The sequence below is a fragment of the Erwinia persicina NBRC 102418 genome (genome assembly GCF_001571305.1).
GTDB classification, from domain to species: Bacteria; Pseudomonadota; Gammaproteobacteria; order Enterobacterales; family Enterobacteriaceae; genus Erwinia; species Erwinia persicina.
The window spans coordinates 58,802-72,361 of sequence record NZ_BCTN01000016.1 but is presented as its reverse complement, the minus strand read 5'-3'; the positions used below and the strand labels follow the sequence as shown (position 1 = coordinate 72,361).

12 protein-coding genes are annotated in these 13,560 nt (G+C 51.4%); 5 read left to right on the top strand and 7 right to left on the bottom strand.

Annotation, left to right across the window (positions count from 1 at the left end; genetic code table 11):
* Positions 1-20: 20 nt before the first annotated feature.
* Positions 21-959: a bifunctional riboflavin kinase/FAD synthetase gene (gene ribF, locus EPE01S_RS16900; RefSeq protein WP_062747445.1), complete on the bottom strand. Its 939-nt coding sequence runs from the start codon at positions 957-959 to the stop codon at positions 21-23.
* A 316-nt stretch (positions 960-1,275) separates the two neighbouring features.
* Between ribF and rpsT the strand changes: the two genes are divergently transcribed.
* Positions 1,276-1,539 (top strand): 30S ribosomal protein S20, encoded by a 264-nt coding sequence (rpsT, locus tag EPE01S_RS16895; protein ID WP_048914793.1) that lies wholly within the window; start codon positions 1,276-1,278, stop codon positions 1,537-1,539.
* A gap of 155 nt (positions 1,540-1,694) precedes the next feature.
* Here rpsT and nhaR read toward each other — a convergent pair whose 3' ends face one another.
* The 6 genes from nhaR to mog form a co-directional block, all read right to left on the bottom strand.
* Complete coding sequence (gene nhaR, locus EPE01S_RS16890; RefSeq protein WP_062747443.1) at positions 1,695-2,588, bottom strand: transcriptional activator NhaR; 894 nt, start codon at positions 2,586-2,588, stop codon at positions 1,695-1,697.
* 16 nt (positions 2,589-2,604) lie between these two features.
* Positions 2,605-3,780 carry a Na+/H+ antiporter NhaA gene (nhaA, locus tag EPE01S_RS16885; RefSeq protein ID WP_062747441.1) on the bottom strand — a complete coding sequence of 392 codons (1,176 nt, stop codon included), beginning with the start codon at positions 3,778-3,780 and terminating at the stop codon, positions 2,605-2,607.
* A 169-nt stretch (positions 3,781-3,949) separates the two neighbouring features.
* Complete coding sequence (gene dnaJ, locus EPE01S_RS16880) at positions 3,950-5,089, bottom strand: molecular chaperone DnaJ (RefSeq protein ID WP_062747439.1); 1,140 nt, start codon at positions 5,087-5,089, stop codon at positions 3,950-3,952.
* Positions 5,090-5,196: 107 nt separating this feature from the next.
* Positions 5,197-7,110, bottom strand: coding sequence for a molecular chaperone DnaK (gene dnaK / locus EPE01S_RS16875; protein ID WP_062747437.1), 1,914 nt, complete (start codon positions 7,108-7,110; stop codon positions 5,197-5,199).
* Positions 7,111-7,350: 240 nt separating this feature from the next.
* The gene (locus EPE01S_RS16870; protein ID WP_062747525.1) at positions 7,351-8,655 is read right to left on the bottom strand and encodes an MFS transporter; all 1,305 of its coding nucleotides are present in this window, start codon (positions 8,653-8,655) and stop codon (positions 7,351-7,353) included.
* 128 nt (positions 8,656-8,783) lie between these two features.
* The gene (gene mog, locus EPE01S_RS16865) at positions 8,784-9,371 is read right to left on the bottom strand and encodes a molybdopterin adenylyltransferase (RefSeq protein WP_062747435.1); all 588 of its coding nucleotides are present in this window, start codon (positions 9,369-9,371) and stop codon (positions 8,784-8,786) included.
* A 414-nt stretch (positions 9,372-9,785) separates the two neighbouring features.
* Between mog and EPE01S_RS16860 the strand changes: the two genes are divergently transcribed.
* From EPE01S_RS16860 to EPE01S_RS16850, 4 genes are read left to right on the top strand one after another with little or no spacing between them, the layout of a single operon-like run.
* Positions 9,786-10,385 (top strand): fimbrial protein, encoded by a 600-nt coding sequence (locus EPE01S_RS16860; RefSeq protein ID WP_062747433.1) that lies wholly within the window; start codon positions 9,786-9,788, stop codon positions 10,383-10,385.
* Between the two features lie 33 nt (positions 10,386-10,418).
* Positions 10,419-10,961 (top strand): fimbrial biogenesis chaperone, encoded by a 543-nt coding sequence (locus EPE01S_RS16855; RefSeq protein ID WP_157076027.1) that lies wholly within the window; start codon positions 10,419-10,421, stop codon positions 10,959-10,961.
* Positions 10,962-10,981: 20 nt separating this feature from the next.
* Positions 10,982-11,107, top strand: a complete 126-nt coding sequence (locus tag EPE01S_RS24105) for a fimbrial biogenesis chaperone (protein WP_373279685.1) — start codon at positions 10,982-10,984, stop codon at positions 11,105-11,107.
* A gap of 2 nt (positions 11,108-11,109) precedes the next feature.
* A complete protein-coding gene (locus EPE01S_RS16850) occupies positions 11,110-13,557 on the top strand; it encodes a fimbria/pilus outer membrane usher protein (protein WP_062747431.1) in 2,448 nt (815 codons plus the stop codon).
* The last annotated feature ends 3 nt before the right edge of the window (positions 13,558-13,560 follow it).

Sequence of the window (13,560 nt, the reverse complement as noted above, 5' to 3'; positions counted from 1 at the left end):
TATGTCGGTTCTGTTTACACTTAAACCGATGCGTTCAGCCCAAAAAAGCGTCGGGCAGTCACCACATCGTTAGCAATTTGTTCTTTCAGCGCATCGAGCGAAGCAAAACGCTGCTCGTTACGTATTTTGTCTCGCAACACCACTTCAATATGGCGGCCGTACAGATTCATCGTCACGTCCAGCAGGTGCACTTCCAGTTGCTGACGTACCCCAGAAACAGTCGGTCGTGTCCCGATATTGGCAACAGCAGGAAGCGGATGCTCAACTAATCCCAGCACCTCAACGGCGTAGACCCCTTTTACCGGGGAAACCGTACGCTTAAGCGGCAGGTTAGCGGTAGGAAAACCAATAGTGCGGCCCAGCGCATCACCATGCACTACGCGGCCGGAAATACTGAAGGGACGACCCAGCAACGCATTGGCCAGCGGCAGGTCATCCTCTGCCAGCGCCTGGCGCACTGCCGTACTGCTTATGCGTTTACCATCATCACAAAAAGTCTGGGTGCTGATGACATCAAAACCATATTCGACGCCAGCATTCTGTAATAACAGGAAATCTCCCTGGCGACCAGCGCCAAAGCGGAAATCATCACCTACCGCCAGGAACTGCACGCCGAGTTTATCCACCAACAGGTCAGCGACAAAACTTTGTGCGGTATAGGCAGCGAATCGGCGATCGAAACGCACACAGAGGACGGCATCAACACCGGCCTGTGCAAGGTAGCGCACCTTTTCCCGCAGACGTGTCAGCCGTGCAGGGGCTTTATCTGCTGCAAACAGCTCCAGCGGCTGGGGCTCAAACAGCATGACCATCACCGGCAAACCACGCTGGCGCCCTTCTTTGCACAGTTGTGCCAGCAGCGCCTGGTGGCCACGATGTACACCATCGAAGTTGCCAATGGTCAGTACGCAGCCTCGATGCTGCTCTCTCAGGTTATGTATGCCGCGGATAAACTTCATGGCTGGCTCAAATTGGTGGAAACCGACGGATTATACCTTGTACAGCCCTGAAGGTTAACCCACGAATACGGGCTTTCATGCTTTCTTCTTACCATTTCGTTCTGTATGGTGCTGATCCGGCGGGGGATGTTATTTTTCTTGTGAATAAGCTGTATTCGCCAGGCCGAAGCTGATAGAATCTTGCGCCATCGAAACGTAATCAAGTGCCACTGTTTGACCGGCGCTTATTTGCACAAATCCATTGACAACCGAAGGCGAAAAGGGCATATTCCTCGGCCTTTGAATTGTCCTCATAGAACTATTTGGGAGTTGGACCTTGGCTAATATCAAATCAGCTAAGAAACGCGCCGTAACGTCTGAGAAGCGTCGTAAGCACAACGCTAGCCGTCGTTCAATGTTGCGTACTTTTATCAAGAAAGTTTACGCGGCTATCGCTACTGGCGATAAAGCGGCTGCGCAGAATGCATTTAATGATATGCAACCAATTGTGGACCGTCAGGCAGCTAAAGGCCTGATCCACAAGAACAAAGCTGCACGTCATAAAGCAAATCTGGCTGCACAGATCAGCAAACTGGCTTAATGTCAGTCTGTTAATCGAGCTTTGATAAAGAAACCGCCTTCTGGCGGTTTTTTTATTGGTGTGTTTTGTACCGCTTGTGGTGCGTACGTCACGCTGGGTTAAAAAAAGCCCTTGCCTGACCCTGGCTCACGGCTGACGATGCGGGAGTAAACAGGCTACACGCCTGAAAATAAATCGCTAAAATCGCTATTACAAATACGCTGTACCGCCGGGTGCTGGATCATTCTTTCGGCAAAAATCACGTGATACTCTTCCATCACCGCATCAATTCTTCCCAGTTCAACAATCCCTTCACGATAAAAATACTCCCGACCGTAGAGGGTTGGCGCGACAAAAATTGCCTGGTTGGCGGCTCCGAATGCCTTCATCAGCGCCGCATCATCGAATTCACCTAAAATATCCACCGTCAGATCCTGAGATTGCAGCCAGTTCAGTACTTTCCTCCCCAGCATGGAACGGCGGCCGGGGATCAGTAATTTATGCTGGCTCAGGCACGCAGGGAACGGCGCGACCGGCTGCGGCGCATAGCACCAGAAACTGACCGCACACTCTCCCAGCTTCACTGAAAACAGCCCCTCCTGCAGCGAGGAGCCGACGGAACAGTCAGAGAGGATCATATCCAGCTTATGCTGACTTAACTGTTCCAGCAGCATTTCATGGGTAGATTCAAAGCAGCGCAGATGGATAGGTTCTCCGGCCACCACCGCCGTTTCCAGCACCTTGCTGACCAGCAGCTTGGAGAGCGCATCTGCCACCCCCACATCGAACAGCAGGCTCGCCTCCTTGCGATAGTTAACAATATCCAGCATCTCCTGGCTGAGCGTAAACATGCGGTCGGCATAACGGAAGACCAGTTGACCGAGTTCGGAGGGAACCAGACCACGTCCATGACGTTTGAAGAGTTTTCCCTGCAAACGCTCCTCCAGGTTTTTCAACTGGCCGGTAATAGTTTGCGGCATGAGATTTAATACCTCGGCCGCCCCCACCACCGAACCAGATTTACACACCTGCCAGAAATAATAGAGGTGGTTATAGTTCATCTGCGCCATCGCGGGTCCAGTGCCGTTAGTGCTGCGGCTGCGGACGCAGCTTAAGACGCAGTAGGGTATAACCCAGTACCGCAGACAATACGGAGCCGCTCAAAATACCCAGCTTGGCGAGCGTCACCATCTCTTCGTGTGCGGCATCAAAGGCCAGGGAGGCAATAAAGATCGACATGGTAAAGCCAATGCCACACAGAACGCCCACCGCAGCAATATCAACCATCTTGGTATTTTCAGGCAGCACGGCGATTTTCAACTTCACAGACAACCAGCAAATCAGTGTGATGCCTAAAGGTTTCCCCACCAGCAGCCCGAGAATAATCCCCAGTGGCACCATGGAGAACAGTCCTTCGACCGACACGCCGGTCAGGGAGACCCCGGCGTTGGCAAAAGCAAACAGCGGCAGGATCAGCCAGCTCACCCATGAATGCAGACCGTTGGCCAGTTCAATCGCCGGAGAGTGCCCCTCCTGTTTTTTCAGGGGAATAAACAGCCCGACAATGACCCCGGCCAGCGTGGCGTGAACGCCAGACTTCAGCACCGCCACCCACAACACCATCCCGACCAGCAGATAGACCGACGTTTTACGCACGCCGCACAGGTTAAGTATCGCCAGCACCACGATAGAGGCCGCAGCCACAGCGAGCGACGTCAGAGACAGATCGTTGGTATAGAAGAAGGCGATAATCACAATCGCCCCCAGGTCATCAATCACGGCCAGCGCCATTAAAAACATTTTTAGCGCCGGGGGCACGCGGCTGCCCAGCAGCGCCAGAATACCCAGCGCGAAGGCGATATCGGTCGCCGCCGGGATTGCCCAGCCGTGGATCGCCAGCGGGTCGCTGTGGTTTAACGCAGCGTAGATTAATCCCGGTGCGACCATACCGCCGAGGGCGGCAATCAGCGGGAACATCGCACGCTCCCGCCCTTTCAGCGAGCCCATCATCAGCTCGCGTTTTACTTCCAGACCGATCATCAGGAAGAACAGCGCCATCAGCGCATCATTAATCCACAGCAGCAGATCTTTATTGATCTCCAGTGCGCCGAAGCGGAACTGCACCGGCATCGCCAGAATGGCCTGGTAGTCCTGTTGTGTACTGGCATTATTGGCGAGAAACATGGCAACGGCAGCGGCAACAATCAGTACCACACCGCCCGTGGCGTCATTTTTTAACAGTTTTTTGAGGAAAAGGTTCATACAGGCTCCGCTGAATATCCCAAAGATAAGAGGATCTATAACTTAGCGGATAGCATACGCGGTTAAACCGCTCGAAAAAAACAGTTTATACAGGCAAAAAGGATCGGTATTTACGAGGTATCAATAAGAAGGGCCGATCGGTTCATCGATCGGCCCTCAGGCTGGATAATTAGCGGGTTAAATCATCAAAGAATTTTTTTACGCCATCAAAGAAGCTTTTAGAACGCGGGCTGTTTTTCTCACCGGATGGACCGCCAAAGCTTTCCTCCAGTTCACGTAGCAGCGATTTCTGCTTCTCATTCAGGCTGACCGGGGTTTCGACCACTACGCGGCACAGCAGGTCACCCTGTGCACCACCGCGTACGGATTTCACACCCTTGCCCCGCATGCGGAACAGCTTACCGGTCTGCGTTTCCGCCGGAACCTTCAGCTTCACGCGGCCATCCAGCGTAGGGACTTCGATTTCTCCCCCCAGTGCCGCCATCACAAAGTTAATCGGCACTTCGCAGTACAGGTTATTCTCTTCACGTTCAAAGATATTGTGCTTACGCACCTGCACCTGGACATACAGATCGCCCGCTGGCGCGCCCTGCTCACCCGCTTCCCCTTCGCCAGTCAGACGAATGCGGTCACCGGTATCCACGCCCGCCGGAATTTTCACCGATAGCGTCTTCGAACGTTCTACCCGGCCATGACCATGACAGGCATTGCACGGATCTTTAATGACCGAGCCGCGACCATGACAGGTCGGACACGCCTGCTGCACAGTAAAGAAGCCCTGACGCATCTGAACCTGGCCCGCACCATGGCAGGTTGAACAGGTTTGCGGCTTGGTACCCGCTTTCGCGCCACTGCCGTGGCAGACATCACACTCTTCCAGCGTTGGAATGCGGATCTCTTTGGTCACGCCGCGTACCGCTTCTTCCAGCGACAGCTCCATGTTGTAGCGTAAATCAGCGCCACGAGCGGCACGCTGCTGACGGCGGCCTCCGCCAAAGATATCGCCGAATACGTCGCCAAAGATATCACTGAAGTCAGCACCGCCACCGCCACCGAAGCCACCGTGACCGCCGCCCATACCACCCTGCTCAAAAGCAGCATGGCCATACTGATCGTAGGCCGCACGTTTCTGCGCATCGGTCAGAATTTCGTAGGCCTCTTTGACCTCTTTAAACTGCTCTTCGGCACCTTCACCCTGGTTACGATCGGGGTGAAACTTCATTGCCAGGCGTTTATAGGCCTTTTTGATCTCACGCTCATCCGCAGATTTGGATACGCCTAAAACCTCGTAATAGTCTCTTTTCGCCATTGTTGTTGATCCTGCCCTTAACATGCGTGCACGGGCGTAGGATTTCTCCGACGCCCGTGCTGGTGATCAATGGCGCATCACACGCCACCTTGCCCGCTCAAGGGCGATTATTTTTTGTTGTCTTTCACTTCTTCAAATTCAGCGTCGACAACATCATCATCTTTCTTCGCACCGTCGGTAGCCTCTGCTGCACCGCCAGCGGCCTGCTGCTGCTGTGCGAACTCCATCAGCTTACCAGACACTTCCATCAGAGCCTGGATCTTGGCTTCGATTTCCGCTTTGTCTTCGCCTTTCAGCGCCGTGTTCAGATCGGTCAGTGCGGCTTCGATAGGCGCTTTGTCATCGGCTGGCAGTTTATCGCCCGCTTCATCCAGCTGCTTACGCGTGCTGTGTGACAGCTGATCGCCCTGGTTACGTGTCTGCACCAGCTCTTCGAACTTACGGTCAGACTCAGCGTTAGCTTCTGCATCACGCACCATTTTTTCGATCTCTTCGTCGTTCAGACCGGAAGAGGCCTTGATGGTGATCTTCTGCTCTTTACCGCTGTTTTTGTCTTTCGCAGACACGTGCAGAATACCGTCAGCATCGATGTCGAAGGTCACTTCGATCTGAGGTAAACCGCGTGGTGCATTCTGGATACCGTCCAGGTTGAACTGACCCAGTGATTTGTTATCCGCAGCACGTTTACGCTCACCCTGCACAACATGGATGGTCACCGCAGACTGGTTGTCTTCTGCAGTTGAGAATACCTGGCTGTGTTTGGTCGGGATCGTGGTGTTCTTGGCAATCAGCGGAGTCATCACGCCACCCATGGTTTCGATACCCAGTGACAGCGGGGTAACGTCCAGCAGCAGAACGTCTTTAACTTCACCGGCCAGCACGCCCCCCTGAACCGCAGCACCTACCGCTACCGCTTCATCCGGGTTCACGTCTTTACGTGGCTCTTTACCGAAGAACTCAGCTACTTTCGCCTGCACCATTGGCATACGAGTCTGACCGCCGACCAGGATCACGTCGTTAATGTCTGAAACAGACAGACCCGCATCCTGCAATGCCACTTTCAGTGGGTCGATAGAGCGAGCCACCAGGTCTTCAACCAGTGATTCCAGTTTCGCACGGGTCACTTTAATGTTCAGGTGCTTAGGCCCGGTTGCATCTGCAGTGATGTACGGCAGGTTAACGTCGGTCTGCTGTGCAGAAGACAGCTCGATCTTCGCTTTTTCTGCCGCTTCTTTCAGACGCTGCATGGCCAGCGGATCGTTGTGCAGATCGATGCCCTGATCTTTCTTAAACTCAGCCACCAGATAGTTAATCATGCGGCTATCGAAGTCTTCACCACCCAGGTGGGTATCACCGTTGGTAGCCAGAACTTCAAAGGTTTTTTCGCCATCTACTTCATCGATTTCGATGATAGAGATATCGAAAGTACCACCACCCAGGTCATAAACCGCGATAGTACGGTTGCCCTGACCTTTATCCAGACCGTATGCCAGTGCGGCTGCGGTTGGTTCGTTGATGATACGTTTTACTTCCAGACCGGCGATACGACCGGCATCTTTCGTTGCCTGACGCTGCGCATCGTTGAAGTAAGCCGGTACAGTGATAACCGCTTCAGTAACGGGTTCACCCAGATAATCTTCTGCTGTTTTCTTCATTTTTTTCAGCACTTCGGCTGAAATCTGTGGCGGAGCCACGCGCTGGCCTTTCACGTCCAGCCATGCGTCACCGTTGTCAGCGCCAACGATTTTGAACGGCATGATTTTCAGGTCACGCTGAACTTCTTCATCCTGGAAGCGACGGCCAATCAGGCGCTTAATCGCAAACAGGGTATTCTGCGGGTTGGTTACGGCCTGACGTTTAGCAGGCTGACCTACCAGCGTTTCACCGTCCTGGGTGTAAGCAATAATGGAAGGTGTGGTACGATCCCCTTCCGCATTTTCCAGTACACGCGCTTTGCCGCCATCCATGATAGCTACACAAGAGTTAGTTGTACCCAGGTCAATACCAATAATTTTACCCATCTAAACATCTCCCACTTAAATTCAATTCAAATCAGCCTATGAACCATTAATGTGGGCATTTTTTACAGTTTCAACTGCTCGCCCTACGCTTTTTTTCCAGGTCCGTAGCCTCGGATGCCAACTAAGATGGGGCCGGGCAACGCGGCATCAAGGGGCAGAGGAAAAAAAATTTTCACTTTGCCTTTCTAACGAGAACGGGCCAGCCTGAGCTGACCCGTTATAACGACAGGTAAAAGCACACTAATGCAGGCTCACCTGCTTCAACAGCGCCTGCTGCCCTGCACGCCCGCGCAGCCAGAGTCCTACCAGCACCCCTATCCCCGCCAGCGCCAGAACATAATAAGCTGGCGCCATCGGCGTCAGCTTCAGCATCAACGTCAGGGCAATCGGCGTTAACCCGCCGAAAATGGCATAGGCAATATTATAAGAGAAGGAGATGCCGGTGAAACGCACTTCCGCCGGGAACGCACTGACCATAACAAACGGCACCACCCCCACAACACCAACGCAAAGCCCTGCCAGCGCATAGGCGGCAAACAGATATTGTGGTTCCTGTGCAGCAATATGAAAGAAGGCCCAGCTGGAAAACGCCATCAGCAGACTACCCACAATCAGAGTCGTTGACGCGCCGATGCGGTCGACTAATGCACCAGCAATGATGCAGCCAAAAATCAGCATCACCGTCGCCAGGCTGTTGGCCTGCAGCGTCACGGCAGCGGGCAGACCATGCAATTTTTGTAACAGCGCAGGGGCCATTAACAGCACCACCACAATGCAGGCCGACAGCAACCAGGTCAGTAGCATGGAAACGACCACAGCATGCGTGTGCCGTAACAGGACGGTTTTTAACGGCAACTCTACCGACAGCGCCTTGCGCTGCTTCATCTCGATAAATACCGGCGTTTCATGCAGCCAGCGGCGCAGGTACATAGCCAGCAGGCCAAAACCGCCCCCTAGCAGGAAAGGAATGCGCCAGCCTGTTTCGGCGATACTTTGCGTACTCATGGTGGTGGTAATCAGCGTGGCAACCAGCGATCCCAGCAGGATGCCAAAGGTCAGTCCGGCCGTCAGCGTTCCACAGGCAAAACCAATCCGCTTTTCCGGAACATGCTCGGCAACAAAGACCCAGGCACCAGGCACTTCACCACCAATGGCTGCTCCCTGCAGCACACGCAGCAGTAAAAGCAGCAGCGGTGCCGCCAGTCCGATGGAGGCAAAAGTCGGGAGCAGCCCCATGGCCAGGGTTGGTAACGCCATCAGTAAGATGCTCAGACTGAACATTTTTTTGCGGCCGAGGCTGTCACCAAAGTGCGCCATAATAAGGCCGCCTAAGGGACGGGCAAGATAACCGGCAGCAAATATCCCAAATGTCTGAAGCTGACGCAGCCATTCGGGAATGTCCGCAGGAAAAAACAGTTCGCCGATCACGCTGGCAAAAAAGATGAAAATAATAAAGTCGTAAAACTCCAGCGCGCCACCCAGCGCGGCCAGAGTTAACGTCCTGTAGTCCTGTCGGTTGAGATGACGAGCATGATTGAGAGGCATCATTTTTTACGAAAGTCCAGAGCCAGAGAAAAAACGTATAATCAGAATATGTAAAGCAGGAATGACTATACCGTCAATTATCCGCAACAGCAGCGTGCGCTGGATCATATGCGTGAAAAAATCATTTTTTAGCTGTTTGTTTCGCGATGGGCGCTTTTGGGGCGAAATGCTGCTACCACCTGCGGATCAGTCTCGATATACGGCCCTTCCAGCAGTTGAATGCAGTAAGGGACACTGGCGAAAATCCCCGGTACCTGCGTGAGGCCTTCACTGTCCTTCAGGCCCTCCAGCGTTTCCTGAATCGACTTCGGCTGACCGGGCAGATTGATCACCAGGGACTGCTTACGGATCACCGCCATCTGGCGCGATAAAATCGCCGTCGGCACAAAGTTCAGGCTGATCTGACGCATCTGTTCACCAAAGCCAGGCATCTCACGATCGGCAATCGCCAGAGTGGCATCGGGGGTCACATCCCGCCGCGCCGGGCCCGTTCCGCCCGTGGTGAGGACAAGGTGACAGAACAGTTCATCGACCAGCTCACAAATCGCCTGCTCAATCATCGGCTGCTCATCAGGGACCAGCCGTTTTTCGATCCCGAAGGGCGAAGTCAGCGCCCGGGATAGCCAGCTCTCCAGAGCAGGCAGCCCCTGGTCCTGGTAAAGACCATTGGCAGCCCGATCGGAGACAGAAATCAAGCCTATACGTAATGTATTCATTTAGTTATCGCCATTCATACCCGGCATAACAATACAGCCGGTGGGGGTAAGAGTGTCTTCACAAGAATACACTGAAGTAGGGAAACCTGGCAAAGTAGCAGGCAGCGATTTTGCAAAAAAAGGCATCGGAAATAAAAAGAAAAGGAAAACTCAACATGCACACAATTAAAAAAAGATCGCCTGTGTTTTTCTAATTCAAAAAATTCAGCCCTGCGAGTTATCGCTTTTTTTGCCCCTATAAGAATAGTAAAAAGCACTAAAATCCGCGCCACTCTATCAGATACAAGGATGTGCCATTATTAAATAACTGACCGGTGAAAACGTAAAACTTAATACATCCTCAACCTCGACCCAGAAATCGAGGCGGGAAACCCTGTAAAAAATCATCATGTCATTTAAGAAACAGAGGTAAAAATGAAAAAGATCATTTTGAGTACGATATTACCCGTAGCGTTATTCAGCTCGATGAGTCACGCAACAACCAATGTTTCAGGGGGAACCATTAATTTCTCAGGTGCGGTAACGGATGCAACCTGTACTATTAATGGCAATAGCTCGGCCAATCTTTCCGTCGCGCTGAATCCGATCAGTGCCGAACAGGCAGGAACGGCGGAAGGTTTAATTGACGTAGGTAAAAAGGCCTTCTCGCTGGATTTTTCCAATTGCTCATCGGCTAAAATTGGTAAAGTGGCTGACGTAGGTACACCGACAGCCACCCCTGGCCTCCAGATGCAGTTCTCCTCTCCGAATACCATTTCCAATGACGGGAAATACCTGATCAACCAGGAGACTGACCCTGAGGGTAATCCACGCAATGTCGGTATCGCTATTGTTTTACAGAATACCGAAACACGGCCCATTATTCTTAACCAGATGCTGGATACCAAACTGGCCGGGACATCAGCAACCCCGGACACCATTAACTTCTATGCTAAATATTATAAAGTGGGTACACAACCGGCCGAAGCTGGTGTGGTCAGAACGATGGTGACCTATAACATCACCTACCTGTAATTTTTAATAAAAAGATTATTGAGTGATTGTTCTATGAGACGTATTTTACTGTTACTTTTTTTGTTCCCTTTTTTATGCCACGCCAATGTGATTATCAGCGCGACGCGTGAGATTTATCCTTCCGACAGCAAAGAAGTCTCTGTTCAATTGCTCAATAATGGTTCTGATCCGTCACTGGTTCAGGCGTGGATTGATGATGGTGACCCTGACTCAACCCCGGAAACAGCGAGAGTACCGTTTCTGTTGATGCCGCCTGTGGCAAAAGTCGCTGCACACAGTGGGCAGCAACTTAAGATACGCTATATGGGTAGCACGCTACCTACCGATCGTGAATCTGTTTTCTATCTTAATGTGCTGGATATCCCTCCTGTACCCGAAAACCTTAAGGGAAAAAGCGTGATGCAACTGGCGATTCGATCCCGTATTAAACTCTTTTTCCGTCCGGCCGGGTTAAAAATATCGCCAAAAAAAATGATCGATAACGTCACGCTCACACAGCAGAATGACAGCATTATATTGCATAACGCGACGCCTTATTTTTTAACGCTTCGGGTATATCGCTTAATAAGACAGTGAATATTTTGAAAAGTGGTCTGATGGTTACCCCCTTTTCTCAACAGTCATTGAAAACCAGCAAGACAATCATCAGCGGAACACCTGTTACTCTTGTCTATATCAATGATTATGGTGCCAGTGTTGAATTGCAGAAAAAAATCCAGTAACGATGCCTAATTTTAAAATAAATCGCATAACACTGCATCTGGCGTTAATATTCTCTTTACTCCTGAAACAGCAGACCACTTATGCCGTCACATTTAATACTGACTTCCTGGTGGGAAAATCCAGCCATGCCGATTTATCTCGCTTCTATCAAAACAGCGATCTGGCTGCCGGTAATTATGATATCGATGTTTATATTAATGGTGACTGGAAAGGGAAATATAATGCGAATATCGTTAGCAGCACGACCGACATCCGAATAAAATCACAAGAATTTACACGAATGGGATTAAGAAAAGTCCTTGAAGATCCCAAGAATGGAAAAAGTGAATTCCTTAATGTCTACTCCCTTGATAAAGGAATCAAGAGCAGCTTCGACAGCGGTCAGCTGAGACTGGATTTAAGTGTGCCGCAGCAGGAGATGGACACAAAGTGGCAGGGTTATATTGACCCTAAGTTTTGGAGCCAGGGTATACCCGGCCTGACACTCTCCTATCAGGCAAACTATTATCACTCTACTTCTAACAATCACCAACATGAGGATAATGGTTATATCTCATTAAACAGTGGATTAAATCTGTTTAACTGGCAACTTCGTGACAACAGTTCATATAATTACTCCCGAACGGGAATATCAAAATGGCAAAACAATACCCGTTATGTACAGCGAAACATCAGCAATATAAATTCTCAGCTACGTGTTGGTGACAGCTACACCACGTCAGATCTCTTTGATTCCTACCGTTTTCGCGGTATCAGCATGGGGACAGATACCCGCATGTTTCCTGACTCCATGCAGGGGTTTGCGCCCATCGTTCATGGGGTGGCACAAACCAATGCGCTGGTGAAAATCATTCAGAATGGCGTGGTGATCTATCAGCAAAATGTCTCGCCAGGCCCCTTCGCGATTAACGACATTTTGCCCACGGGATCAGGGGGCGACCTGAACGTTGAAGTCGACGAGGCCGACGGCCACATTCAGCGGTTTACCGTTCCCTACTCGTCGGTTCCCGGTATGTTGAAACCCGGCGTTAACGTCTATAACCTGGCGATGGGTAAAGTGCAGATCCCAGGCGTCACTGTCCATCCTGATTTCATTCAGGGTACCTGGCGAAGGGGGATGTCGAACCTGTTTACCGCCTATGCTGGCGGGATCTGGAGTAGCCATTACAGTTCAATTTTGCTCGGTACAGGACTTAACCTGCCCCTGGGAGCCCTGTCCTTTGACATCACGCAGGCACGACAGACGTCATACCGCCAGGTAGAGAGCAGCAGCGGGCAGAGTTTCCGTCTCGCCTACAGCAAGTTCATCACCGATACGGGGACCAACTTTGCGCTGGCCGCCTACCGCTATTCAACCAGTGGCTTCCTGACGATGGAGGATTCGGTGCAGAGAGAAAGTGACGGCACCAGTCAAAACAACAACGTCACGCTTAACCAAAAAAACAGCTTTAACTTTAACGTGAATCAAAACCTGGGAGGGGCAGCGGGATCACTGTTCCTATCCGGTACAATAAGAAACTACTGGGGAGGAAAGCAGAGCAGCAAAGAGTACCAGGTAGGTTATTCAAATACGCTGTGTAATGTGGCCTTTAATACTTCCGTCAGCCGTACCCGGGATAACAATAACCATGAAGAGATGCGTTACTACGTGGGCTTATCCATCCCCTTCACCGTCTTCGACTCACCCATGTATTTGTCGACCAACTCATCCTTCACGCAAAACCACTATGACAACAGTGATGTCGGGTTAAGCGGCAGTGCCGGTAAAGCTAATCAGTGGAATTACAACATTGATATGGCGAACAGCCAGGGTGGCAAGACCACCACCAATGCCAATGTCGGTTATCGCGCTACGGCCACGACCATGAACGCCTCATGGAGTGAATCTTCGTCCTTTAATCAGGAAGGGGTGGGCCTGACAGGAAGCCTGGTGGCCTATCAGGGTGGCGTACTGTTTGCCAATCAGGTTGGCAGCACCTTTGCCATTATTGATGCTCCTGGCGTGGTCAACGCCGCGGTCAATAGTGATGCAACTATTGTCACCAATAGTAGCGGGAAAGCCCTGGTGCCTTATATGTCGCCTTACCGCAAAAATGCGATGACACTGGATACGACTAACCTTGACGACAATGTACAGCTGCTGGGCAACCGTAAAGATGTCGTCCCGTATGCCGGTTCAATCAGCTATGTGAAATTTGAAACCGACCAGCGGAAGAGTTTTATTTTTTATGCAGTTGATCAGGCAAACGCGCCGTTACCGTTTGGCGCTATGGTCACAAACAGTCAGGGTAATGAGCTGGGCTATGTCGGGCAGGGCAGCGTGATCTTTGTGCATAGCGAGCAGCTGCCGGATAAGGTCATCGTTCATTTCTCCAGTGAAGATGCACGCATTTGTACCATTACCCATCCGAAAACCAGTCTGTCAAACGATGTCAATCACTGCCAGTAAACA